Origin of the sequence: Shewanella sp. NKUCC05_KAH, from assembly GCF_019345585.1 — a bacterium.
GTDB classification, from domain to species: domain Bacteria; phylum Pseudomonadota; class Gammaproteobacteria; order Enterobacterales; family Shewanellaceae; genus Shewanella; species Shewanella oncorhynchi.
This window is the reverse complement of record NZ_JAHKQZ010000001.1, coordinates 212,935-239,257: the sequence shown is the minus strand read 5'-3', so window position 1 is coordinate 239,257 and position 26,323 is coordinate 212,935. Positions and strand designations below refer to the sequence as shown.

19 protein-coding genes and 1 pseudogene are annotated in these 26,323 nt (G+C 46.3%); 10 read left to right on the top strand and 10 right to left on the bottom strand.

Annotated elements, in window-relative coordinates; translation table 11 throughout:
- The first annotated feature begins 74 nt into the window (after positions 1-74).
- Both ndk and KO533_RS01035 read left to right on the top strand, forming a co-directional pair.
- Positions 75-506, top strand: a complete 432-nt coding sequence (gene ndk, locus KO533_RS01040; protein ID WP_006081848.1) for a nucleoside-diphosphate kinase — start codon at positions 75-77, stop codon at positions 504-506.
- Positions 507-867: 361 nt separating this feature from the next.
- A complete protein-coding gene (locus KO533_RS01035; protein ID WP_219252495.1) occupies positions 868-1,311 on the top strand; it encodes an Hsp20 family protein in 444 nt (147 codons plus the stop codon).
- A gap of 99 nt (positions 1,312-1,410) precedes the next feature.
- Here the strand turns inward: KO533_RS01035 and ilvN are convergent, their stop codons facing one another.
- From ilvN to KO533_RS01020, 3 genes are all read right to left on the bottom strand, one after another.
- The gene (gene ilvN, locus KO533_RS01030; protein WP_106650658.1) at positions 1,411-1,905 is read right to left on the bottom strand and encodes an acetolactate synthase small subunit; all 495 of its coding nucleotides are present in this window, start codon (positions 1,903-1,905) and stop codon (positions 1,411-1,413) included.
- Positions 1,905-3,623, bottom strand: a complete 1,719-nt coding sequence (locus KO533_RS01025) for an acetolactate synthase 3 large subunit (protein ID WP_219252494.1) — start codon at positions 3,621-3,623, stop codon at positions 1,905-1,907. Before KO533_RS01025 ends, ilvN begins: the two co-directional genes overlap by 1 nt.
- 518 nt (positions 3,624-4,141) lie before the next feature.
- Positions 4,142-5,365, bottom strand: coding sequence for a multidrug effflux MFS transporter (locus KO533_RS01020; protein ID WP_028759825.1), 1,224 nt, complete (start codon positions 5,363-5,365; stop codon positions 4,142-4,144).
- A gap of 452 nt (positions 5,366-5,817) precedes the next feature.
- Between KO533_RS01020 and KO533_RS01015 the strand changes: the two genes are divergently transcribed.
- Positions 5,818-7,692 (top strand): choice-of-anchor I family protein, encoded by a 1,875-nt coding sequence (locus KO533_RS01015; protein ID WP_219252492.1) that lies wholly within the window; start codon positions 5,818-5,820, stop codon positions 7,690-7,692.
- Between the two features lie 115 nt (positions 7,693-7,807).
- Here the strand turns inward: KO533_RS01015 and KO533_RS01010 are convergent, their stop codons facing one another.
- On the bottom strand, positions 7,808-9,199 hold the full coding sequence (locus tag KO533_RS01010) for an SLC13 family permease (protein ID WP_219252490.1): 1,392 nt from the start codon (positions 9,197-9,199) through the stop codon (positions 7,808-7,810).
- Between the two features lie 80 nt (positions 9,200-9,279).
- On the opposite strand from KO533_RS01010, the gene KO533_RS01005 reads away from it, so the two are divergent.
- Positions 9,280-10,098 (top strand): helix-turn-helix transcriptional regulator, encoded by an 819-nt coding sequence (locus KO533_RS01005; protein WP_219252489.1) that lies wholly within the window; start codon positions 9,280-9,282, stop codon positions 10,096-10,098.
- A 120-nt stretch (positions 10,099-10,218) separates the two neighbouring features.
- Here KO533_RS01005 and KO533_RS01000 read toward each other — a convergent pair whose 3' ends face one another.
- Together KO533_RS01000 and KO533_RS00995 are read right to left on the bottom strand one after the other, a co-directional pair.
- Positions 10,219-12,756, bottom strand: a complete 2,538-nt coding sequence (locus KO533_RS01000; RefSeq protein ID WP_219252488.1) for a glycoside hydrolase family 15 protein — start codon at positions 12,754-12,756, stop codon at positions 10,219-10,221.
- A gap of 148 nt (positions 12,757-12,904) precedes the next feature.
- Positions 12,905-14,566, bottom strand: coding sequence for an MFS transporter (locus KO533_RS00995; protein ID WP_173244675.1), 1,662 nt, complete (start codon positions 14,564-14,566; stop codon positions 12,905-12,907).
- An 891-nt stretch (positions 14,567-15,457) separates the two neighbouring features.
- Here KO533_RS00995 and KO533_RS00990 point away from each other — a divergent pair.
- The gene (locus tag KO533_RS00990; protein ID WP_198572268.1) at positions 15,458-15,751 is read left to right on the top strand and encodes a YciI family protein; all 294 of its coding nucleotides are present in this window, start codon (positions 15,458-15,460) and stop codon (positions 15,749-15,751) included.
- Between the two features lie 209 nt (positions 15,752-15,960).
- Positions 15,961-16,968 (top strand): class I SAM-dependent methyltransferase, encoded by a 1,008-nt coding sequence (locus KO533_RS00985; protein ID WP_219252486.1) that lies wholly within the window; start codon positions 15,961-15,963, stop codon positions 16,966-16,968.
- A gap of 82 nt (positions 16,969-17,050) precedes the next feature.
- Here the strand turns inward: KO533_RS00985 and KO533_RS00980 are convergent, their stop codons facing one another.
- From KO533_RS00980 to KO533_RS00970, 3 genes are all read right to left on the bottom strand, one after another.
- Positions 17,051-17,500, bottom strand: coding sequence for a carboxymuconolactone decarboxylase family protein (locus KO533_RS00980; RefSeq protein ID WP_219252485.1), 450 nt, complete (start codon positions 17,498-17,500; stop codon positions 17,051-17,053).
- Between the two features lie 43 nt (positions 17,501-17,543).
- Positions 17,544-18,446, bottom strand: a complete 903-nt coding sequence (locus KO533_RS00975; RefSeq protein WP_219252483.1) for a helix-turn-helix domain-containing protein — start codon at positions 18,444-18,446, stop codon at positions 17,544-17,546.
- A 348-nt stretch (positions 18,447-18,794) separates the two neighbouring features.
- Positions 18,795-20,957: a glycoside hydrolase family 97 protein gene (locus KO533_RS00970; RefSeq protein ID WP_219252481.1), complete on the bottom strand. Its 2,163-nt coding sequence runs from the start codon at positions 20,955-20,957 to the stop codon at positions 18,795-18,797.
- A gap of 267 nt (positions 20,958-21,224) precedes the next feature.
- Here KO533_RS00970 and KO533_RS00965 point away from each other — a divergent pair.
- The 3 genes and pseudogenes from KO533_RS00965 to KO533_RS00955 all read left to right on the top strand — a co-directional run bounded on the left by KO533_RS00965 (position 21,225) and on the right by KO533_RS00955 (position 23,604).
- Positions 21,225-22,041 (top strand): annotated as a pseudogene (locus tag KO533_RS00965) (tRNA (adenine(22)-N(1))-methyltransferase TrmK).
- Positions 22,042-22,325: 284 nt separating this feature from the next.
- A complete protein-coding gene (locus KO533_RS00960) occupies positions 22,326-22,856 on the top strand; it encodes an NUDIX domain-containing protein (protein WP_219252477.1) in 531 nt (176 codons plus the stop codon).
- Between the two features lie 139 nt (positions 22,857-22,995).
- On the top strand, positions 22,996-23,604 hold the full coding sequence (locus KO533_RS00955; protein ID WP_219252475.1) for a tRNA-uridine aminocarboxypropyltransferase: 609 nt from the start codon (positions 22,996-22,998) through the stop codon (positions 23,602-23,604).
- Between the two features lie 87 nt (positions 23,605-23,691).
- On the opposite strand, the gene KO533_RS00950 is transcribed toward KO533_RS00955, so the two are convergent.
- Positions 23,692-24,375: a hemolysin III family protein gene (locus KO533_RS00950; RefSeq protein WP_219252474.1), complete on the bottom strand. Its 684-nt coding sequence runs from the start codon at positions 24,373-24,375 to the stop codon at positions 23,692-23,694.
- A 494-nt stretch (positions 24,376-24,869) separates the two neighbouring features.
- On the opposite strand from KO533_RS00950, the gene KO533_RS00945 reads away from it, so the two are divergent.
- Positions 24,870-26,246: a hypothetical protein gene (locus tag KO533_RS00945; RefSeq protein WP_219252472.1), complete on the top strand. Its 1,377-nt coding sequence runs from the start codon at positions 24,870-24,872 to the stop codon at positions 26,244-26,246.
- Positions 26,247-26,323: the final 77 nt, after the last annotated feature.

Genomic DNA, 26,323 nt, shown 5'->3' with positions numbered 1-26,323 from the left:
AAGATAGGATTTAGCTTTTAAATTTCGTATAATCCGCGCGAATTTTTTAAACTTGCTGACAAAGGAAGCTAGTTATGGCGATCGAACGCACATTTTCTATTATCAAGCCAGATGCTGTTGCAAAAAACCACATCGGTGCTATCTACAATCGTTTTGAAACTGCTGGTCTTAAGATCGTTGCATCAAAAATGTTACACCTGACCAAAGAACAAGCTGAAGGTTTCTATGCTGAGCATAGCGAGCGCGGCTTCTTCGGTGCTCTGGTTGCATTCATGACTTCTGGTCCTATCATGGTCCAAGTATTAGAAGGCGAAAACGCTGTTTTAGCTCACCGTGAAATTTTAGGTGCAACTAATCCTGCTCAAGCAGCTCCTGGTACTATCCGTGCTGATTTCGCAGAAAGCATTGACGAAAACGCGGCTCACGGTTCAGATGCTGTTGAATCTGCAGCTCGTGAAATTGCTTACTTCTTCAGCGCTGAAGAACTGTGTCCACGCACTCGTTAATTCGATGCTAAGACTGAAAAAGGAGCCTAGGCTCCTTTTTTATTGGCTGCAATTTAGTGAATATAGATTGCCATTACCTAATGACGATAATGCCTCTATTTCAATCCCGTCTCGATTCACCCTTTTTAAGCTAATTTAGTGTTTGTTTTTATTGATCTTTTAAAATTTTGCACATTTTTTAATTTTCTTGCTTGAAATTCTCTCTCCCATCCTTATATCTGTTTCAGGATCGCTCGATGAGGATCCTAGTGTGAATTCTGTGCCGTAAGGACAGAAGATTTAACTCGGCAGACTCTACAAGCGTTTTCATCGTGAAAACCGTCCGCCAATTCTCCATATTGCTTAAGACAAGGATATGAATATGCGTAATTATGATCTAGCTCCCCTGTACCGTAGTGCCATTGGTTTTGACCGTTTAGCTCAGCTGGCAGAACATGCCGCCGCTAATAATGGCAATACTGGCTATCCCCCATATAACATTGAATTATTAGGCGAAAATCGCTATCGCATTACTATGGCCGTAGCCGGATTCTCTATGGATGAACTTGAGATCAGCAGTGAAGGTGAAAAATTACTGGTGAAAGGCAATAAAGCCGAAAGCCAAACCGAGCGTAAATACCTGTATCAAGGCATAGCTGAACGCGGTTTTGAGCGTACTTTCCAGCTGGCAGACTATGTCACTGTGCTCGGTGCAAGTTTAGAAAATGGGTTACTCAATATTGATTTAGTGCGTGAAATTCCTGAAGCATTGAAACCACGCAAAATTGAGATCACCTCATCGCGCTTGTTAGACAGTCAGTCATAATTGACCCTGTGATAACCGCCTAAAAACAAGGGGAGCATAATGCTCCCCTTGATGTTTTTGTGCTTATGCGAAAATGTCCGCGAGATTTATGTGTGAGCGTTACGCTTTCATGGCTTTTTCACCGCGAGCCAAACCGACTACGCCTGAGCGAGAGACTTCGACCAATTTGGTCACTTCACCTAGCGCATGGATAAATGCATCGAGTTTTTCTGATGTTCCCACCATTTGGATGGTATATAAATTGGCGGTGACATCGACAATCTGACCGCGGAAAATATCCGCCATACGTTTCACTTCTTCCCTAAACTCGCCTTGGGCGCGGACCTTAACAAGGGCTAATTCGCGTTCAATATAAGCAGACTCAGTAATATTCGATACTTTTAACACATCGATTAACTTGTGCAGCTGCTTCTCTATCTGCTCTAACACCATTTCATCGGCAACGACTGTGATGTTAAGCCGCGACAGGGTGATATCGTCCGTTGGTGCAACCGTTAAACTTTCAATGTTATAACCGCGCTGTGAAAACAAACCGACCACACGAGACAGGGCGCCGGATTGGTTTTCTAATAATACAGATATAATTCGACGCATTAGCATTTCTCCGTCTTAGTCAGCCACATTTCATTCATCGCACCACCGCGGATCAACATGGGGTAAACGTGCTCAGTTTCGTCCACCATGATGTCGATAAAGACCAATCTATCTTTCATCGCCAGCGCTTCAGCCATTTTTGACTCAAGCTCGGCGGGATCGCTTATCGTCATACCTACATGGCCATAGGCCTCGGCAATTTTGGCAAAATTTGGCACTGAATCCATATAGGAATGTGAGTGACGGCCAGAGTAAATCATGTCCTGCCATTGTTTAACCATACCAAGGAAACGATTGTTTAAGTTGATGATTTTTACTGGCGTATCATATTGCAGTGCGGTCGAAAGCTCTTGAATGTTCATCTGGATAGAACCATCACCCGTGACGCACACAACGGTGGCATCCGGCATCGCCATTTTAACCCCCATTGCGGCGGGCAGGCCAAACCCCATAGTCCCTAAGCCACCTGAGTTGATCCAGCGGCGCGGTTTATCGAACGGATAGTACAAGGCGGCAAACATTTGGTGCTGGCCCACATCAGAGGCAACATAGGCATCGCCATTAGTCAGTTTGTACAAGGTTTCAATCACTTGCTGTGGCTTAATGCGGCCGCTGCTTTTGTCATAGGCCAGACAATCGCGGCTGCGCCATTGTTCAATATCGTTCCACCAAGTGGCAATGGCATCGCTGTCATTATGTTCGTTAGACTCATCCAACAGTGCCAACATACTGTCTAAAATACTGTCGGCCGAACCCACGATAGGGATATCGACTCGCACGGTTTTAGAGATGGAAGATGGGTCGATATCTATGTGCAAAATGGTCGCGTTCGGGCAATATTTTTCCACATTATTGGTGGTTCTATCGTCGAAGCGCACACCAATACCGAAGATTAAATCGCAGTTATGCATCGTCATGTTAGCTTCGTAGCGACCGTGCATCCCTAGCATGCCTAGGCTGTTTTTGTGGGTACTTGGAAAAGCCCCGAGTCCCATAAGTGTGCTGACGACGGGAATATTCAGTCTCTCCGCTAATTGTAAAATTTGCTTATCACAACCCGAGATAATGGCGCCGCCACCGACATAGAGCACAGGCTTTTTAGCCGCTAATAGTGCCTGTAGTCCACGACGGATCTGTCCTTTATGCCCCGAGGTTGTCGGGTTGTATGAGCGCATTTTCACGCTTTCGGGATAAATATATTCGTGCAGCAGCGCTGGGTTTAAGCAATCTTTTGGCAGGTCGACGACCACAGGCCCAGGACGGCCGGTAGAGGCAATATAAAAGGCTTTTTTTATCGTTTCAGGGATTTGAGTGGGATCTTTAACTAAAAAGCTGTGTTTGACCACGGGACGAGAGATACCGATCATATCGCATTCTTGGAAAGCATCATTACCGATAAGGTTGCTCGGTACTTGACCCGATAATACCACGAGGGGAATAGAGTCCATGTAGGCGGTGGCAATACCGGTAATCGCGTTGGTGGCACCGGGTCCTGAGGTGACTAATACCACACCCACTTTACCCGTGGCACGGGCGTAGCCATCGGCCATGTGTACGGCAGCTTGTTCGTGGCGAACGAGTATGTGTTCAATACCTGGGATAACGTGCAGGGCGTCGTAGATATCTAAAACTGAACCGCCAGGATAGCCAAAAATGTGCTTTACGCCTTCATCAATCAAAGAACGCACTATCATGCTGGCGCCGGATAACATCTCCATGTGGAACTCCTATTGCATAGTACCGTTACGGTAAACAGTATTTTGTTACAGCGACGGTAATCGCTCTAAAAATTAAGCCTGAAGGGTAATTCAGACTCCGAAATGCTGAACTGACTTCGTAGAAGACAAGTGATTCATCCTTAGGATGCAGCAACTGTTGCAATGAACAGAATTTCATCATATTCAAAAAAAACAACATTTCAAGCCTTTTATGTAAAAAATAACCAACTTGAAACAATTTCACGTTTGAATGGCTGGATAACTTGCTGGAATCGCCAAGTAATCTAGGCTGATTTATGAGCTTATCTTATATTTTTCAGATTGTTAGATACTTAAAAAGCAAAAACGGCACTAAAAGTGCCGTTTTGGTGTGGGACGTTAGATAAGCAGATACTTAACTGTTGCGATTAAATGTTAATTATTTGCTACATTAGTGAAAGCCAATGCGCTGTTTTCACGCGATCAAACATGTGTTGCCGATGTGGCATTGGTATCCATGGAACCTTAAAAATAGATCCTTAAACCGTCGGCTGTATTTGATGTTTTGGACGATTAAATTGGCAAATACCGACTAACACAATAGAGCCTAACATGAGGGCAGAGAAGGGCACTGCTGTGCCATCATAGAACACCGCTAATAACGGCCCCGCTAATGCGCCACAGCCAAATCTTAAGGTGCCAATAACCGCCGTTGCCGTTCCGGTTTCTTGTTTGAACTTCATCAGCACTATCGCATCGGCGTTGACCGACATCACCCCTAGGCTGCCCATCAAAGGAATAAGCATGATCACGGTAAAATGATAGCTCATATCCAGTAGGTTGACGGTTAATAAACCAGCTCCCGCAATAGCGCCAAAAAAGGTCGATACGTGCAACATACGCAGCGAACCATAGCGGCCGACAATGCGAGTATTAATGATATTGGCCAACATCAAGGCGCCAACGTTGGTGCTAAACAAGATGGCAAAATAGGATTTATCTAAGGCAAAGACTTCCATATAAACGAAGGGTGATGCGGTGAGATAACAGAAAAACGCAAAAGACGTTAATACGCCGCTGGCAATGTTTAACTTAACGCCAGGTCGGGAAAATACGGTCGCATAGGCACCAAGAAACGATTTTTGGCTGCGGGTATCCATATCTTTATCGCTGGGCATTTTTAGCGCAAACAGCACGAGTAATAACAGGGTTGCGGCATAGGCAGATTGAATGAAGAAGATTAAATGCCAATCACCGAGCTCGAGGATCACGCTGCCAATACTAGGGGCCAGTAATGGCGCTAACATCATGATTAAACTCACGTAAGACATACCTTTGGCGGTATTATCGCCATAGACTTCTTTGATGTATCCCGGTACCACCACAGTCGCTGCTGCGCCGATAAAGGCCTGCAAAAAGCGTAGCCCAAGAAAGACTTCGACTTGACCAGCAAAACCAATCAGTAAACTGGTTAGCATAAAGCCACTCAGCCCCATTATCACCATAGGGCGACGGCCAATGCGGTCAGCTAAGGGACCGAAACACAACATGCCCAGTGCATAACCTGCTAAGTAGATACTCAGGGACTGTTGCACTGTTGTGATATCGGTATGAAAACTAAGGGCCAATGTCGACATCGCAGGTAAGTACATGTCGATGGCTAATGGTGTGATCGCGACAATCGCCGCTAGCATGGGAATAAGCAGTGCTAAATTCGGTATACGTCTACTGTTATGGGCAGAAGGTTGTGATTGTGGGTCCACTGTTACCTCGGGTGGCGAAAGAATTGAAAGCGTATTTCTCAGGGTTATGCGGCGTGGTTTAAATTGTACTAGGACAATTCACTCTAATCCGTCCATTTTTAGCCAGCATCTTGCGCTAATTGGCAGTGTTTGGGGAAAAGTGAATTGTGCTTCGATCAATTTTCACGGTAAGGCATTAAGCAATAGCATAGTAAAGCGCTAGGACAAATAAACCAATCTTTGCGATGATTTCTTTACCGTATTTTACCGATTAAATTGTAACTAAGTAGTAAGTCTCGATAATCGAGGTATAGCCTTGGCGGCTCGAGCCGTTATCCTCCAATATGCTTCATTCAAAAGTGTTAGTTGTCATCTGAGTGTCACTGCTTTGTCATCTAGGTGTCTTTTATGCTGACTAATTTAGTGGGCTTTAGCTTCACCCTACTAAAAATAAAATATTCAGGAATGACACGATGAAAACACAACGACTCCCGCTTGCAGCCGCCATTATGGCGAGCTTATTACTCGGTGCTTGCAGCGGTGATGATGGCGCAGCAGGTGATAAAGGCGACAACGGCTTAAATTCACTGGTTAAAGTGACCGCATTAACTATCGGTGATGCAAATTGTCCCGCTGGTGGTCAGCGTATCGATACCGGATTAGATGCCAATCATAATGGACAATTGGATAACAGTGAAATTGCAGTCGCGCAAACCCAATATGTTTGCCAGCCACAAACTGCAAGCTTAAAAGCTGAGTTAATTGGTCGTCATCAGACTGGCGTTTATGGCTTAAGTGCCGCCGAAATCGTTGAATATCATAGTGCTTCAAACCGTATTTTTGTGGTCAATGCGATTAGCGGCAAAGTCGATATTATCGATGGCAGCTTATTAGCGACTGCATCAAACGCCACAGATCCTTTAGCATTGAATAATCTCGAAAAATTAGCAGAACTCGATGTTGCTAAGGATGTGGGTCAAACCTTTATGGGTAGCGTGAACAGCGTGAGTATTTCAGGCAACTTGTTAGCGGCTGCCATTGAGCGTGGTGACGCTGCAGGCAATGAAACCCAAGCCAATGGTTTTGTGGCTTTTTATCAGCTTAATGGCACAGATGCTCCGCAGTTTATCAGCGCCGTCGAAGTCGGTGCTTTACCCGATAATGTAGTGTTCACCCACGATGGTAAAACCTTACTTGTGGCCAATGAAGGCGAACCTAATCCTGCTTATACCTTAGATCCTGAAGGCAGTGTTGCGTTGATTGCTATTACTGACGGTAAGCCCGCAGCTACTGCGACCATCATAAATTTTAGTGCGTTTAATCAGGGCGGTGCGCGTGCAACTGAAATCACCGCTGACATTAAAATTAATGGCCCAATGGCGAGTGTGGCGCAGGATTTAGAACCTGAATATATCGCCATTAGCCAAGATAACCGCCGTGCATTTGTCAGTTTACAAGAGAACAATGCTATTGCCGTGATTGATATCGCCAATGCGAAAGTCTCGAAGATTTTACCGCTAGGCCTCAAAGATTACGGGCTTGATGTGAATAAAATTGATGCGAGTGACAAAGATAATCTTGTTAACCAGCAAAGCTACACAGGGGTGTACGGCATGTATCAACCCGATACCCTTGCTAGCTACCGTTGGAATAACACTGACTTTATTGTGACTGCGAATGAAGGTGACTCCCGTGACTATGCGGCTTTTTCGGAAGAAGCCCGCGCAGGGGATTTAGTGCTCGACCCGAATCACCCACAATTTGCCGCCGCAAAAGATAAAACCCAATTAGCGCGTCTCAAGGTAACGACGAGCATGGGGGACGATGATAAGGATGGCGACTACGACAAAGTCATGAGCTTTGGTGCTCGTTCATTCTCGATTTGGAATGCTGATGGTCAGCAAGTGTTTGACAGTGGCAGTGATTTTGAACGTATTACCGCCGCACTACTGGGGGATAAATTCAACAATAACAACGAAGAAAATAAAGGTGATAGTCGCAGCGATGACAAGGGGCCAGAGCCAGAAGCTTTAGCCCTAGGCCAAATTGGTCAACGACTATATGCCTTTGTTGGTTTAGAACGTACCTCTGGCTTTATGATCTATGACGTGACTAATCCTTTTGATGTGCATTTTGTCGACTATGTTGTGAATCGTGATTTTGAAGCTGACTTCGTTGTCGATACCGCTACAGGTGCAGTCAAAGGTGATGCAACATTGGCGGGTGATTTAGGGCCAGAAGGGATGAAATTTGTCAGTGCCGATAAAAGCCCTAACGGTAATCCTTTGTTAATCATAGGCAATGAAGTCAGTGGCACCACAAGTGTTTACCAACTCAAGATCAAGTAATTGAGCTTTACTCAGTCACCTGAGCATCGCGCTTTGGACGTGGGCCTTGTGAGTTCTTGATATAACCGCTCTAAAATCCACCATTGGCGGCATGAATACCGCCAATGGTGAGGGTTTAGGCTATCCAACCGAGCCATAGCCACCACAGATAATCCAGTGGAATAAGTGCAACTAGAGTTATTGCCGCTAGAGGTAAGGTGATGCGAAGTAGTTTAGTTAATGGCTCTTGGGATAATTGCATCGCCAAAATCAAAGGAGCCACCTGATAAGGAAAAATCACGGTTGAGAAACCGATCACCTGCGTCATTAATACCGCAGGGGTGGAGAAGCCAGTTGCATTGGCAAAGTCTGCCGCCATGGGGGATAACACAGTCGGCACGCCTGGAACCGTTGCCACTAATCCCGTTAGCGTCGCGATTAACGATAACGACATAAAATTCAGGAACGATGCCCCTTGCTGCAAGGGTAACCATTCACTGAACAGTTGACCTAGCGCAGTGCCGAGCCCGGAGTGATTGACCAATGCTCCCAGACCTAAGGCCGCCGCGACAAAAATGACGGTCGACAAATCCACCGAACTATTAAAACTCTTAGGCTCAAGCACTCCCCATTTGGGGAGCAATAACAAGATAGCCGTCGTTAATCCTACCCAAGCGGGATTGATGCCGTGCAGCGAGTCAGTCACCCAAAAGAGCAAAGTAATCGCCAGTAACAGTGCAACTTTCTTTTGCATACCAAGGTTATAAGCTTCTTTTTCAATAACGCGTTCAGGCTGGTTGTTATCAATTTTTGCAGGAAATAGGAAAACGACTAGCGCCACAATCAATATCGATTTGAGTAAACCAAGGATTGGAAAATGCAATAAGAGATACTCAGTATAACCAAAGTGGATATTGAATAGATTCTCACTGGAACCCGCTAATATCATGTTGGGAATATTCGCGGGCAACACGGCAAAACTGGGCATGTTACACGCCAGTGCCAGGGCGGTCGCAATGCCTATCCGGCCATGGCTACCACGAGCAAAACCGACTTGCTCGGCTAACGCCATACCAATAGGCACCAGTACCACTGCACGGCCAACGGATGAGGGCATCACAAAGCCAAGCAGTACAGCACTAAAGACCAAACCCGCAATTAAGCGTGGATAACTTGTGGTCAGTATTGGGGCAATCAAACTGGCCATTCTGCGACTTAAACCTGACTGAGTGATTGCACTGCCGATCACAAACCCCGAAATGATTAACCACACCGCAGTTGAGCCGAATCCGGAGAAAAGTATACTCGGCTCAATGAGTTTAAAAATGGTGGCAAGGGCAAAAAAGATTAACCCCGCCATAAAGGGCGGGAAGAAACCTGTGCTCCAAAACATCAAGGTCACTAACACTACGCCTGCGCTGTAGGAAAACACCGCGGGATGCTGACTTAGCGGAAAAAGCGCAAGTAAAGTAGCGATCAACAGTGCACTGAAAAACGCTAGCTGTTTAACGCCAATAAAACGTTTCATGCTTACCGACCTATTGGGTTGAATACGTAAAAGATGCCTACTAAGATAACCGACTTGGTTTGGCGTTTTAAGAAGGTAATATGTCAAAGTATGTTCCTAAAGCGACATTGTTAACACCCAGTGATGCGGCGTTTATCATAGATGCCAATCGGCCCGTGCTGACCCATACTCGCAATATGGCGGCGGAAGCGGGCATCGAGCCTCACTCGCACCCGCGGGGTCAGTTACTTTGGGCCGCCAAAGGCTTGTTACGTGTTCGCAGTGAAAATGCCGTCTGGGTGGTACCCTCAACCCATGCCGTTTGGATCCCTTGCAAATTGCCCCATCAAGTGAACAGTGAAACCCACGCCCATACTCGCAATATTTATATTGACCCTAGTTATGGCGTTAGGCCACAGGATACACAAGTGGTGATGGTGACTATGACAGCGCTGATGCGTGAATTAGTGCTTAAACTTTGTGAAAGTTCACATCTTATGGACAGTGGACAACTGCATCGGCTGGGTTTGGTTGCCATCGATGAGCTCCAAACTCTGGACAGTCTGGATGCCCATTTACCTGCTGGCTCAGATCCAAGACTCAGCCGCTTGATCCAAACGCTGATCCGACGTCCAAAAGTGAGTTACTCACTGACCGAGTTAGCCGAAATGGGCGGCGCGAGTGTGAGAACGATTGAGCGACTATTCAAAGCTGAAACTGGGCTCACTTATCGACAATGGCGGCAAAGGTTTCGTTTGTTAAATTCGCTTGAGAGCTTAAGCCAAGGGGAGAGCACAACTATGGTGGCCCATAGTTTAGGTTATCTGAGTGTCAGCAGTTTCAGTGCCGCTTTTAAAATGCAATTTGGTTGCACGCCGCAAGATTACCCGCAGCATAAGCCTATGAAAAGCGGGAGCTAAATCAGGCATCATAAAACCGTCTATAAAAAAGCTAGAACAATATCTAGGATGTTGTTCTAGCCTGCAATTTATCAAAGTGTCTTAAGCTAATACGCTATTTTAATTGGCTATTTCAACTTGTCATTTTAATGCCGCAGGGACGATAGGGTAATAATCCCAGACTTGGCCATCGGTCATTGAGCGCACCAGTTTGATGTATTCGGCATGGGTCCAAGCAAGCGGTGTGGCAGAGTTGGTGCCTTGTCCGAGTTGGTAATGATAGCGGGTGGCATCGCCGACACCGTCCCACGCTTGCTCGGGTAACATCATGCCCGCATTCGCAAAGGTTTCCATGCCTTGCACATAGGTGTTGATTAACTGCTGCTTGGTTTGCTGCGCGTTATTGCCTGTTAGCTCGCCTTTTGCTTGGGCGAGTGCTAATTCAAAATGACCACGCTCGCCGGTGAAGAAGGGCCAGACTCGGCCGCGTTGATCGGCGCTGTTGTTGCCGGATTCTGCATAGTTATTGCCAGAAACCGTATCCTCACCGTAGCCGTCGTTGCCATAACGTCTAAAGCCTGGGATAGTGCTGCCATCTTTGGCGGTAAACTCATATTTAAGGCGCAGATTTGGTTCAAGCTCTTTATTATCAATCAGTTGAAGGCTTTGATTGATGAGCTTGTCGGTTGCACCGCGCACGCCATAACGCACTAGTTCTAAAAATCCGCCATCTAGGATCTGACGTTGATCTAAACCTTGCTTACCGTTATTTGCCGCCAGTGTATCGCGAGTATTTGGCTCGCCATTCGGGCTTAAACGTAAATAGTAGGGCGCGCTGATGCCTGCGCTGTTTTTCAATAGCCCTTGGGTGGTGACTAAGTGTTTTTCTAAACTATGACTTAAGTCTTTGGCGGCGGTAAGATAACGGGCGCTTGAAGTAATATCTTTAGCTTCTTTGGCAATTTCACTCGCGGCAACAAGACCGGCGATCACGGCAGCCGTTGTCGAGGGGGAGTAACCCGCTTGTTCTTCCCAACGTTCTTGCTGAGTTTTAGGTGGGGTGATTTGGGTGTGATTCCAATCCAGATTGACGTCACCGCCGCTGATCAAAAAGTCCGCTGCACCTTTGAGCATCTCTTGATACCAGTGACTGATCTCATCAGGGGTGAGTACGCCCGCTTGCCAGAGTTTCCAGCCGAGCATGATCGGCATGGCGGTTTGATCGAGCTGTACACCAACCCATTCAATTTGGCCATCCACATGGGTTTTTTGCAGGAACCAACCCGGCGTACCCGTAAAGCCGGGCGTCTTTTCGGTCGCTTGCACTTTTTTCAGGTATTCGAAGGCCACTTTGGGCGTTTGCGTGTCGCCCATGGCGAGGAATGCCATGGCGCATTGGTAAAAGTCGCGCGGCCATACCGCTTTATAGCCAGTGCTCGGCACGGCTGCCGAAACCGTATCGCCCCAAGGGTTAGAAAGCGAAGCGATCAGTGCGCCCGCATAGGTTTTATCTTCCTGCGCTTTCAAGACCATAGCGCTGGTATACAGCAGCTTGCCGCTATCTGTGGTGTTGTTAGCCATGTTAGCAATGGCGGACAGTGAGTTTAAGTAATCGTGCCAGCCGGTGTTGTATTTGCTGAGCACAGCATCATAACCTGCGGCTAAGCTGGCATCGGCATTGCCTAAACTCTGTGTTTCATCTTTACCAAAACCGATGGCGAGATTAAAAGTGACGGGTTTGGCTTTGATGAGCGTAGGGTAACTCGCGGTAAAGGCGATATTGCCAACGGTCGATTTATCTTGCGCACTGGTCGTTTGATAGGGCGTATCGAGTTTGCCGTTATCGGCCAAATCGGCTAGGCCATCGGAGACGCCGACAAAGCCAGTGGTTGCCTGCACAAAATTCAGATCGGATTTTACCGTCATTACGCTACTGTCTTTGGCGGCGGTATAGGCCACCAGCGCCTGATTCTTTGTATGAGTGTCGATGCGGCCGATATCATTGGCGCCCGCATTGTCGATATGCGGATTGACATACAAATGCGGTGTAATGCCGTCTTCAAAGGCGGTAAAGGTGACACGCATCATCAAAGTGTCGCGGTCGGGATCGGTAAAGATATGCTTTTCAATCTGATACTTACCTTCAACATCTTTATTGATAATTTTATAGGCAAGGGATTGCGGGCGACCATTAGCATCTGTATCTAAATATTCTATGCTGCTGATAGTGTTCTCTTTTTCGGTATCGACAAAGCCATTACCTGTGACCACAAATTGCAGTTCTTTGAGCTGCGCATTATGGATAAGACCATACATGGTTTCGGTTAAAATACCTTGGGCGAGGGAGAACCAAACGCGGCTAATGGGATTTTGCTTGGCATCTTGGTATTGACCTTGGGTATAAGGCTCGTAAGACGTCCCAATACCAGTTTTACCCGAAAATGCCCAAGTCGGCGCTTTACCCGGTGCGCCGGGCGCAACCTGCTGGACACTTGGCGCGGCATTCACACTTGTGGCAGTTGTTGCTGAATTCGATGTGGGTGAACAGGCTGTGAACCCTATTGTCCCTAATAGACTTGCGGCGACGGCAAGCGCTAGGCGGCTGCGCTTTGTTAACGCTTGTGTGTGACGGTTTTGGTTGGTGTGCAGATCCTGCTGCGGCGTAGGACTCGATTCCATCTCGTTCTCCCCAAATAATGGTTTTATTTTTATAGTGATTGAATTGATAAAGATATTTTATGCTGCTGTGATTAGCCAAATGACTGAATTCACCGCGCTTAACATGCATTTCTGCATATCGCCTAATGTGTATCGCTGTTATAAAGAGCTAACTTTTATTCGTTAATTTGCTTGTGGCTTTCGTGATTGAGTGGGTCTTGCGGTTCATCGCTGCACTTTGATTATTTGAGTTATTTTGTTCGACAATGTCTTGGTCGACAAATAATACGGCAATGCCTGCACACATCATCAAGACGCCACCTGTGATCAGTGCATAAATAGGTTGACCATCGAACAGACCATTGAGCACTAAACCCAGCACACTGGCGGCAAGAAGCTGCGGGATGACGATGAAGAAGTTAAAAATCCCCATGTAAACGCCCATTTTTTGCGGGGGTAACATGCCCGACAACATGGCGTAGGGCACAGATAAAATTGACGCCCACGCGATACCGACACCTATCATAGGCAGCCATAACAGGCTTGGGTCTTTAATAAAAAAGAAACTAATCAAACCTATACCACCACAGAACATATTGACTGTGTGGGTCAGCTTGATGCCAATATGCTTAGCCAGCATAGGAATAAAAATCGCCGCAATGGCGGCAAAACCATTGTAAGAGGCGAACAGTACGCCGACCCAATCTGCGCCGTCGTTATAAGCTTGGGACAACACATCGCTGCTGCCAAAATGGTAAGACGTCACGGCGGCTGTGGTGTAAATCCACATGGCAAACAGTGCGAACCAAGAGAAAAACTGCACGATCGCCAGTTGATGCATGGCTTTGGGCATATGGAACAAGTCATCGACCACGCTAAATACCATGCCGAGCTTATTGCGTTCAGCGGGTTGTGAATTGCCCAAACGCAGCGCGCAATACAGTTGTAATGGGCCAAAGGCGAAAATCCCTAAGCTCAAAATATACAGTTGCTTGTCTAAATCCTGCGCCCAAATAGTGAAGGTGAGCAGGGCGCCGAGACCCATCCACACGAAGGAGGCAAATTGATAATCCTTGCGGGTACGAGTGCGGGCTAAGGTTTGATCTTCAGCATTGACTTGTTTTGCGTTAAAGCTGGCTAATTCTTCAGGGGAATATTCTCTTGACGATACGACAGTCCAAGTGACCGCGAGCAATAATACTGTGCCGCCAAAATAGAAGGCATAACGCACTGAATCGGCAATTTCACCCGCTGGTGCAGTATTCGCAACATCAAAAAAGTGAGTCAAAATATAGGGTAAGGCCGAAGCGACCACAGCGCCAATACCGATGAAAAAGCTTTGCATGGCATAGCCTTGGGTACGCTGGCTTTTCGGTAAATTGTCACCGACGAAGGCGCGAAACGGCTCCATGGCGATGTTGATCGAGGCATCCATAATCCATAACATGCCTGCGGCAATCCACAGGGTAGGCGAGTGCGGCATGATAAAAATGGCAAGGGTAGTAAAAATCGCGCCAATCAAAAAATAGGGGCGGCGACGGCCAAGGCGTCCCCAGGTGTTATCACTCAAATAACCAATAATAGGTTGAACCAATAAACCCGTTAGCGGCGCGGCAATCCACAGTATGGGGATTTCATCGATAGAAGCCCCCAAGGTTTGAAAAATGCGGCTGACGTTGGCATTTTGCAGGGCAAACCCAAATTGAATACCTAAAAAACCGAAACACATATTAAAAATTTGCCAGAAACTCAGCTCAGGTTGTTGCTTGAAGGCATACGGCAACTGAGGCGCTGCGGCTTGATGAGGATCTTGCTGGTGATTCGAAGACATTGAACTTCCTTTCTGTTGCCGGCAGTCGTTCTGCCTTGAGTGCTTATTGTTTTAATTGTTTTGCCTAGCAATGGATTGGCACTGTACTTTGCTTTTATGTGGTGAGCTATTTCATCACAGCCAAGAGCATACAATAAAAGCTAAGAGTCAGATTCATGGCTTATTCATGGTAGTTTCGCGCATGCCATGAATGAGTGTACTCTGTGAAAAAATGGCGAATATACTCCTCCCTCAGAAGCATATTCGCCGATAAATTCATTTCAAATTTGGACCTAACACCTTAATTCAAAGGGGGTAGCCCAAGTGAGTGGCCTAAAGCCAGTCAGCAGAAAGAACTTAAGCCTGATAGCAATCCTTGTATGTAACCCTATCAGAAACGACCTCACAGATTTCAAACCCCACAAGCAGAGGGTGAAACGAGCGGATTTATAGTAGCCTCGGCGTAGATTTTTGCACAACTGCTTACATACGTATTCATCATGGCTTAGTAACTGGATGGAAACATAGATGTAACGCATTTGGACAGTTTATCAATAGTTATAGGCTTGCTGGAATGCTCAAATAACTCTCTCATATTGTTAGAATACTTGATGATCAGTCATTGCATTATTTTTCAGATAAAAGTGTATTGTTATTGCGGATGTTAACTGAGTGATAAAATCAACCGCAGCATAACTGACGGCGAATTCAATGGGCTTAATCAGAGTCAGGATGCAATCAATATCCAGTACGGATGCCGATAGCTTGACTCGAAAGTCGCGCACTCTGCACTATGATAATAGCCAGCCTAGATATGGTGGGATCAGATAGGTACTTAGCTTATGATGATCGCCAGATTAAGCGTTTTTCGTTCGATTATTTTAAATTTTTTCAGTTGATTAAAGGATCCCTATGTTTGTTGTCTCGCTTACCTATAAAAAGCCAATTGCAGAAGTGGAGTTACATTTAGCCGCCCATATTGCTTATCTTGATGAGTATTATGCCGCAGGGACTTTTGTCGCCTCGGGTCGTAAGGTGCCACGTACCGGTGGCGTCATCCTCGCCAAGGCTGAAAGTCGCGCGGCGCTAGAGGCTATTTTGCAGCAAGATCCTTTCTGCATTGCCGATGTCGCTGAGTTTGAGGTGATAGAGTTTGTGCCGACTAAAACGGCGCCAGGGTTAGAGCCGTTGCTTGAAGTGATTTAACCTACATCTTTGTTTGAAAATTAATCTGCGCACTTCGTTATAACAGGTTTGGCGGGTTGGGGGACATAGAGTTCCCCATTTGGGTGTTAGTCGGTGTTTATGCTGTTTTTGGGGCGAACTTTTCCGATATTCTGCGGCCTAGTTTGGTATTATGCCGTTTTCCCTCTTGAAACCTTACGCAGGTTTCCGCTGCGCGAGTCCCGCTTTTTATGTCTATTCAAACGCTGTTATCGACGGCTCTGGCGAAACGCCATGATTTTTTACAACAAGCTGAACAGGATAAAACCGATTGTTTTCGGGTGTTCCATGGGACAGTCGAAGGCGTCAGTGGCTTGAATGTCGATCGCTACGGCGATGTTTGGCTAGTGCAGAGTTTTCATCAGACCTTAACTGACGAAGAGTTGAGCGATATTAGCGCTGTTTTGCTGCAACAGGCCGATTTGCCGATTGTGTATAACGATCGTTCTTTAGGCCATTCCCGTGTATTGAATGCCTTATCACCCGCACTGACAGAGATTGCGAGTTCTGAGCGAGTAATGCAGGAAAATGGCATCAAGTTCAGCACTAAACTGCGCCACGAAGGACAAGATCCGCTGTTATTCCTCGATATGCGTATTGGCCGCGAATATGTGCGGGCACACAGCCAAGATAAAACTGTGCTGAATTTGTTTTCCTACACTTGCGGCATTGGTACTGCGGCAGCTATCGGCGGCGCGACTCAGGTGATGAATGTTGATTTTTCTTCCTTTGCTTTAGCGACGGGCAAAGCGAATGCGGCGTTAAATCAGGTGTCGAATGTATGTGAGTTTGTGCAGAGTGATGCGTTTCCGGCATTGCGCCAATTGGCAGGCTTGAGTGTGGGAGGGCGTCGCAATCAAAAATTACCGAGTTATCCCAAATTGGCGCAAACCCAGTTTGATCTGGTGTTCCTCGATCCGCCGCGTTATGCCAAGAGTGCTTTTGGTATTGTCGATTTGGTTAATGATTATCAAGGTTTGTTTAAGCCCGCATTAATGGCGACCAAAGTCGGTGGCACTATCGTTTGCTGTAACAATGTGGCGAAAGTCGAGCGCCAAGCATGGTTCGACAGTTTAGTGCGCTGCGTTGAAAAACAAGGCCGTACAGTCACTATGCACACTTGGCTCGATCCCCATGAGGATTTCCCTTCGTTCGATGACAATCATCCACTTAAAATAGTGGCACTGACATTAAGTTAACTATATAAACGGCATAGTGATAAGAACTACATCGTGATATTAACAAGCAGGGCACCCGATTCGGTGCCCTTTTTATTTGCCGCTAGATGGGCTGTAAATGGAAGGCAATCGCGACGCGGTTCCAGCCATTAATGGCAATGATTAAGCTGGTGAGGTCGACAATTTCTTTCTCGGAATAATGCTCTGCAAGCGCCGCATATTGACTGTCATGCACGGGGGCAGTAGCAACTTGGGTTAAGATTTCTGTCCAGAGTAGCGCTGCACGTTCCCGTTCATTAAAGATTCCATCGACCTCCTGCCAAGCGGCAAGTAAATCTAAACGCAGCTGTTCTTCACCGTCGCTTCTGGCTTCCTCGGCGTGCATTCGCTGACAAAACGCGCAGCCATTGAGTTGCGATGCTCTGAGCTTGACTAAATGCACCAGTAATGGTGCAAAGTGGGAATCACTGGCCGCTTTGTCTAAGCTGAGCAGTGCGTTAGCGAGTGTGGGTTGTAGCTGGTAAATTTGCTGGCGTGGTATACGTTCTGACATAAAAGCCTCCTATAAGCTGAGGCTTCAATCTAAGCTGTTAGCGCTATGTAGGATTGGAGATTTGCGACATTTTACGCTTTTTGTATTGTCCTGGAGTTTGCTGTGTCACCCGAACAAAGTGTTGATGTAGATGGGCTTGATCGTAAAATCCGCAATCGAATGCGACTTGCACTAGGCTGAGGTTAGGTGATTGGCTGAGTAAGTTTCGGGCTATTTTGACTCTGTTTAATTGCAGTAACTGCGCGGGTGACAATCCGGTTTCTTGTTTAAATCTTCGTTCAAACTGGCGGCGACTTAGGGGCAGTTGCCTATAGAAATCCTCTAAACTGGCTTGGGTTTGAGTAAGCTTTGGTAAACTCGCCTGCACTAAGCCAATCATAGCGCTTTTATGTCGAGATAAGGCCGCCTCACATTGCTGCTGGGTGAGCTGCAATAACCAGTGCTCAAGTAGGGCGACGCGTTGGGCTGGCTGATTGGTTTCCGCCAGTTTCGATAGCAGTTGATCCAATCCTGTTAGCTGCAATTGCGTCGCATCAATAGCCGTCACTGATGCGGCAGACAGAATATCTTGCAGTTCAATGCCAAGTAAATGAAACGCGCCGCCGGGGTGAAAACGAACGGTTATCAGCTCGATTCCTGGTAAAAAGGCGTGGGAATGTCGGCTCTGACCACAATGAAATAACACTTGAGGTTCATCGCCGCTGAGCGTTTGAGTTAGCGTTGGGAAATAGAAATGCAGGCTAGTGCCGCCGTCTGGATAAAATGTCTGTTCAATGTTCTGCGGTAAATCAGTCGCAACGCGCAAATGAAAGTAGCGCTGCACCCAAGGGCGAAGTGGCGCTAAGGGTTTAAAATGGCTAAAGCCTAAGTGCGCGAGTTCAGTTTCGAAACGTTTAAAGCTGCGCATTTCTAATAAATTTGCCCGATATCGCAAGCTGAGCACCATAAGCAAGTAAAGGAAGGTCAGATTAATCTAACTGAGGCATTTTTGCACCTGTGTTGCTTGTACGCATTTGCCTTGGACTGGCATGGTCTGTCTATGCTGTTGCTGGTTAGCCAGAAGCATTTACAACCTGTTTATTCGGTTTATACCGATTTGACAGCTAATTGGCACTAGCTGAATAGACGCCTCGACCATGATCAACTTTTACGTTTGTACTGGGATCAACTGGTGTTAGTTGGCGATAAAAAGTCACCAAAGACAAGGTATATCCTTGGTGACTTTCTGTTTTTTTACTCTGTATTTTCACATTCGTTTAAACACGTTGTTAACGCACTGATTTTAAAACCAAACCTAAAGCACTTTGAACCTTATTGCCGTGCCGCCACTGCTGGCGAGTGCGAGGTTTAGGCTATCTTTAGTACTCACCTCTTTTGTTTCAATCACATAATCATAGGGATTGGTTTTCCAATCGGCATTTGAGCCATCGCGGTAAATTTGTGCTTGATAACGTTTATTCGGGGAGAGAAAATTCAGTTTAACCGTGACCTTGCGTGCGGTTTCATCCGTGAGTGCGCCTAAGTACCAATCACCTTGAGCCTTCGCTTGGCGGGCAAAGACAACATAGTCACCGACTTCACCGGCCAGCGCGACACTTTGATACCAATCTGTGGGCACATCGCGGATAAATTGGAAGGCATCTAAGTGCTTTTCATAATTGCGCGGCAGATCCGCTGCCATTTGGATTGGACTATAGAGCACAACGTACAAGGCGAGCTGTTTGGTCAACGTGGTCTGCACACGATTTTCTGCATCCAACCCTTTGGGCGCTAAGTCAAAAATCCCCGGAGTAAAGTCCATTGGACCCGCAAGCATGCGGGTAAAGGGTAACATGGCCGTGTGTTCAGGGTTGTTTGGTGGGCTACCCCAAGCATTGTATTCTTGGCCGCGGGCACCTTCGCGGGAGATCCAGTTTGGATAGGTTCGGCGCAGGCCAGTGTCTTTAATCGGCTCGTGGGTATTGATACTGATATGGTGTTTCGCAGCCTCGGTGACATTGTGCAAATACTCACCGACCATAAACTGGCCGTCGTGCCACTCGTGACGGGTAATGCCTTTGTCATCTATGCGCTTGATTTGGCCACCATCGGCGACATAGCCCGTCTTGACTTGAGTAACACCATGCTGCTCATACAGGGCGAAGGCATCAGCCATTTGATCGCGATAATGCGTGACTGAACCTGCGGTTTCATGGTGGCCGATTAAACGTACACCTTGCTTTGCTCCGTAGGCTGTGATGGCGGGCAGATCGAAATCAGCATAGGCCTTGGTAAAGCTAAATTGATCGCCGTTGTGGAACCAGTCGCCGTCCCAACCTTCATTCCAACCTTCTACCAGTACACCATCAAACTGATATTTAGCGGCGAAATCCATATAACGCTTTGTTTCACTGGTGGTTGCGCCATGGGTTGGGCCAGAGCCCCAGGTATTTTCGTTTAAGTGCATTCCCCACCAAATACCGACGTATTTCCCTGGTTTTACCCAGGTAACATCGCCGAGTTTATTGGGTTCATTGAGGTTTAGGATGAGGTGCGAATTGAGCAGCCCAGTTGCTTTGTCGGCAATTTGAATAGTGCGCCACGGCGTATAAAAACCCATTTGGGTTTTGACGCGAATACCGTCTGACCAAGGCGTGAGATCGGCCTTAAGTTTGCCATCGCGCTGTTGATCTAAGGTCATGGCGGCAAAGTCCACCAAGGCGGCTTCGTGGATACTTAAGTGCGTACCGTCTGCGAGTTTAAAGGTGAAGGGGGTATGGGCTCTATCGACGTCTTTAAGCGCTGTGGTGCGATATAAATATTCGTAGCGATTCCAGCCGCGGGCAGGGATCCACCATGCTGTGGCTTTAGCGCTATTGCCGACATTGAACTCGGTTAACTCGTCAGTGATGGATAGCGGCGAATTGGCGGGCAGGGCTGCTTGTTGGGCTAAGTGATAGCGAAAGCCAATCCCATCGTCAAAGGCTTTAAATTCGATTTCGAGTTGCACCTTGCCATTACTTAATACTGCCGTTAGTTGATTGTGCTGATCGCGGATCCATTCCTGTTCGCCCCAAGGTTGTTGCCACTTTTCATCAGCACTTTTTTTATCGCTACTTTTTATCTGCAATCCTTGACCGAGTTCGCCAAGGGATTGAAAAACTAAGCCTAAGCGGCTCGGTTCTATGACTGTCTTGCCGTGAAAATCGATTTTATATTCGGGGCGGCCTGTATCGTCACTCAAGCTGATTTGAATTTGTTGGTTGGGTGAGCTGACGGTAACGGTTTTGGCAAATACGTTGGCACTAAAAAGACTCGTGACCGCAAGGGCGATGGCTGTAGGGCTTAATAGCGCTTGCGATAGCTTTTGGCACGATGAGCTCTGGCGAGTGTGGCTGTTTGTTAAGTGGCAGTCTGTTACGTGACGGGCAGTTAAGTCGCTGCGAGTGAACTGAATAGGGTTGGTCTTGATGAACATTCCTTGATCCTTGTTTTTATAATGAATGTGACTCACAGCATACTAGTGGCGATGGCTTTTTAACCGCAACGGCCTGCATACGTATTCACCACATTAAGGCGTGGCGTGACAGGTGTGACGTGAAGCACTGCGAGGGCACGAACAAAAGATGTGGTTTGCTTTTGACTCGAGTAAACTGCGCGCTTTCTTTTTTCTTAAAAGTGCAGGGCAAAGTGCGATTTATAGTGGGATTAACAGCATTAAAAGCCGCAGTAGTAAGGTCAAACCGTGAAAATTAGCCAACGTTTACAACAGATAGACAGTATGATCACTGGTCATTACGATCATATTTGGGATTGCTGCTGCGATCATGGTTTGCTCGGTATGCTGTTGTTAAAAAGGAATGTTGCTCGCCAAGTGCATTTTGTCGATTGTGTGCCTTCGCTAATGCAGGCGCTTGAACTGCGGTTGCAGCGTTTCTTTCCCGCAGAGATATCAGGCCTTAATCCCAATTTAGCGCCACACTCAGATCCAGACTTAAACCCAGACATAGACTCACAGTCAAACCAAGAACCAAACTCAAACTTATATCGTCATACTCAGTGGCAAGTGCATTGTCTCGATGTTGCAGCTTTACCGCTCGGGCAAACCCGTGTCCAAGATAAACAGTTGATTATCATCGCTGGTGTGGGCGGTGAACTGCTGGTGGACTTAGTGCGGGCAATCTTAGTTCAACACCCACAGCGGCACCTCGAGTTTATTTTGTGTCCCGTGCATCATAATTATCACGTTAGGCAATCACTCTCAGCCTTAGGTCTAGTGCTTAAGTCGGAACACTTATTGGAAGAGAATCAACGTTTCTACGAAATCCTCCATGTCAGTACAATCGCAGCTCCAAATGGTCTGCCTATCACTGCTACTGGGTCGTTAATGTGGCAGACGTTAGATGAAGCAAGTTTGCCGCGAGCACACCGCTACCTGTCGCAGGTGATTGGCCATTACCAACGAATGCCGGCGCACAAGCAAACTCCTGAAATTATTCACGCCTATCAGCAACAATTGGCCCAGCTCTTGAGTGAGTATGAGTGAGCTTGAATGCGCTTGAGCATTTTGCCGCTTGGGCATTACGCTGAGAACTAAGATGAGAACCAAAGATGAGCAGCTACGATGAGGATCAGGCGAAAGAGATGATGCATCGCGATCTCGTTGTTAATATTATGGGTAAAATTACTTTGGCATAAACCGTTAACAATCAATCTTGTAATCGTTAAAACCTATTAATCACTCGGACTGGAGTGAGTGTGATTATTGCCTCTGTGGCAGTTTTTGATCTGCATTTGGCGCATTTTCGTTTATGCTTCGACTCCTTTTCGGCAAATGGCTACGACTATGCGTTTATTGAGAACCACCCAAGATCCTGCGGTTAACCTACAGACGGCACGCGTTTTTTACCGCAGAGCTGCCCGCGCGATAGTGTTATCGGGTGAAGACATTTTGCTACTTTATACCCAAAAATACCGCGACTACAGCTTACCCGGAGGCGGAATTGATGATGGCGAGAGTCTCGAAGATGGACTGATCCGCGAGCTTCAGGAAGAAACCGGTGCCTTAGACATTCAAGTGTTAGCGCCCTTTGGTCGCTATGAAGAGTTTCGACCTTGGTACCGTGAAGGAGCGAATGTAGTGCACATGGAGTCATTCTGTTATGTGTGCAGTATTGACATCACATTGGGCGAGCGTGGTTTAGGTGAGACTCGATTAGAAGCCCATGAGATTAAAAATGGCATGCGACCTCAATGGCTCAATATCCATCAAGCTATCGCCCATAATGAAGATATTCAGCGTAATCATCCCCATAAAGGCCAATCAATAGAACGTGAAACTTTTCTGCTAAAACAGATAGTGTTGGAATGTTTGTAAGTTTTATCATTTTAAATCATGTGTTTAATATATGATTTTATTTCACGTCAAACTTAGTTGGCTTGTTGGCGATTGAACGCCGTTATTTTAACCTGATCTTTTAAGCGGATATGCTTCGAGTCTGTGCCTGAGTCTGTGGATGTTTAAGGCTATTTCTCACTCTTTTGCCGCAGCAAGGAAGGCAATGCAGATTATTTTATTGACCCACGAACGCGAGTTAACTCGCAAAACGAATACTGGCCAACTTGCGTTAGCCGCATTCCCTGAAGAGGTGAAAAGCATCGTTTGGTCGAGAACGGCACCTGATAACGATTTAGTGGCAATGCTGGCATCTCAGCAAGCCAAGCTGTTGTTTCCTGCAAGCGATACTGAGCACACAGGGCCCATTGATCATAATGCCTTAGATACGGTTTTAGCTGAGCCAGCGCTCTCGAACTCACAAGCCTTTTTAGCACCAGCGCAATCTACAGTGATAGCAGCACAACTAATGCCGAGCCAAGTGGTGATTTTAGATGCGACTTGGCAGGAGGCGCGTAAGATGCTGCGCCAGAGCCCCTATCTTAAAACGGCTGCACGAGTCAGTTTGCCGCCACTTATGCCTGAATCCGCCTTTATATTGCGGCGTAATCAGCAAGAAGGAGGCTTGTGCACTGCAGAATGCATTATTGCGCTTTGGCGCCAGTGTGGCAGAGCAGAACAAGCGACGCTATTAGCGTCGCTATTTATTGAATTGAATAGCCGTACTTGATTGCGATGTTTGAGAGAGCGTTCGAGGAAGTGCTTGAATAGATAATTAACGACTTTTAGCTTTGACCCATAGATAAATCACTGTCAGTTAAATAACAGTCAGATAAATACACAGAAAGTGACTCATGGCACCGCCAAGCACAAACAAATGCCAAATGGCATGGTTAAATGGAATGCGTTTCCCGACGTAGAACACAACACCTAAAGTGTAAAATAACCCACCTAAGATCAATAGATTAAACCCTACCTCTGACATCGCCGCCGTTAAATCGCCCATCACAGTGACACATAGCCAGCCCATAGCGAGATACAAGACTAAGCTTAACTTTTTGAATTTGTGAATAAACAGTGTCTTAAATAGGATCCCACCAATTGCAAGCGACCAAATGGCCGTTAAAATCACTACCGATTGTGTCCCCTGTAGGCTTATCAGCATCAAAGGTGTGTAAGTCCCTGCAATTAAACAGTAAATAGCGCAGTGATCGGCGATCTTCAGTTTATGTTTCCAGCCTGAATGGCTAACACTGTGATATAACGTCGAGCATAGGAAAAGCACTATGATGCTCGCACCATAAATGGTTACGCCCGTAAGTTGAATTGGCGTTAGGTGATCTTGACCTTTAAGCAACATGAGGACCAATGCCACGATCCCCGCAATGACACCTAGGCCATGGGATACACTGTTAGCGATCTCTTCTTTGATACTATATGGTCCAGATTTTACCGGGTTTTTAACTGTATTTGGCTGTTCGATAACACTTTCACTCGACATGGTAGGTACACACTCGTAAACGATAATGACTGAGTCTATCAGTTAGAAAAATAAATCACCATATTTAAGCGTACACTTGTAAGCTTAAATTTATGGTTGGCTTCTATTTTTCATCTTTTAGATTTTTAACGCCGTCTTGCACTCCCATCAGTGCATCGCATTGATGATGCTACTCGCTTCAAGACGTGAGATTTAACATTCAATTTAGCGCGATTATGATCCCAATTCCCAGCCTTATTTGTCTTAACTGGCAAGTGACTTATCAAGCACTGGCGTAAAGTACTGTGCTTGTCGCGTGTTGTATTCGCGTTGAACTTTGCTCTGTTTGCCTCCTCTAATCTGCGTTGAGCACTCGTAAGTAAATGCAATTATTGGGTAATTCGCTTTCAATATTCACCAACCCGATATTGGATTGATATTGAATTAGAGTGCAATCGTTCCACGTTAAGCATCATTGAAATCAATGGATACTATACAAAACCTAAGGATGGATTTTGCCTTTTCAACATCAACCCAAGGCCGCGCCTTTATTGACAGCATCTCCTACAGCGATAGCGATTGGAGATGATGCTGATAGTGCTTTGCTGATTTCGGCCACATCGCCAGAAGGTGAGACTTTTATCGCATTTGATCATCACCTCGGTGAACTGGATGCTGCTCAAACGCCTGTTTTTACCACTAATGCGGAGACATTAGCGTTCAATAGCGATGCAGATCATTCAGCCTCTAAGCATGACACCCAAGCTATAGACCAAGAGCAAGCCCAAGATTTGGTACTGCAAGAAATCCGTGCTGAATATCAACATCAACATCAACATAAATTGGTTCCTGAGTCTGAATCTAAACCTGAACTGTCTGGGACGATACAAACTAGTGCTCAGGGATTGGGTACGGGATCAGTTTTGCGTGCTCGTCAGCCGTATTTCAAAGGATTCAGTTTGTTATTTTTTGTGCTCTTAGTGCATGCGTGTTTATTTTTACTTATCTGCATTTTGTGGCGCCCGCAGTTAAATCCCTTTGGATTGAAGGAAATAGAAAGCCGTGGCCCTAAAGTGACAGCGATCAAGGCTTACTTTATTTATGCTCCCGCGGTAGAGAAAGCCGAAACCTCGGAGTCCAAAACTGAGATCAAGGCCGAGGATAAGACTGAAGCGATAAGTTCTGTTACGCCTACAATTGTTCCCACACCTCAAACTCAAGTGAAGCCTCTGCCAATACTTGAAAAGGTCATGCCTGAAACAATAGCACCCGAAAAGGCCGTCTCTGAAAAAGTAGAGTCGGAAAAAGTGAAGCCGGATACAGTTAAACCGGACATCACTCAATCGAGCCAATCTCAATTAAAGAAAACTCAATCAATTGCCCCAAGTGAAGTTCAACCCACTGAAGCGATGGCAAAAAAAACAACGAATACCTTGGATACCTCAGAATTAAAGCCGCAGCTTGGTGCTAAGAGTTCGCCCGCAGCAGAAGGTGAGAGCACAATAGCGACAAGCTCAAGCATGAGTTTATTCACCCAGCAATATTTTGAACGTCAGCGCGAGCAAGCGCTCGATGATCTCGTCATTGAACAGGCCGATAAGTTCACCCGGAAATCGAATATGAGTGAAATGAGCCCTGAGATGGAGGTGTTATTTGTCCCTAACGCCGATGATTTCGGTGGCACAACGAGCCAAGATTTACCCTTAGATCCAAATCGTATTGTGCGTAAAGGGGATACTTGTTATCGCGTGGTACAAGTCGGCACTCAAGTTAATCCTAACGCCGAAAATTTAGGTTTTCCCATTAACTGCAGTGGCAAAAAAATCAATCAAGCTATTGATGATGCCATTCAATCTCGATTAAATAAAATGATGCTCAAACCCCATCAATAGCTGCTTTCTTTTATGATCTATTTTCATGCTAATTATAGATTTTTTAGTTTCATTTTATTTAATAAATTAAAAACAAT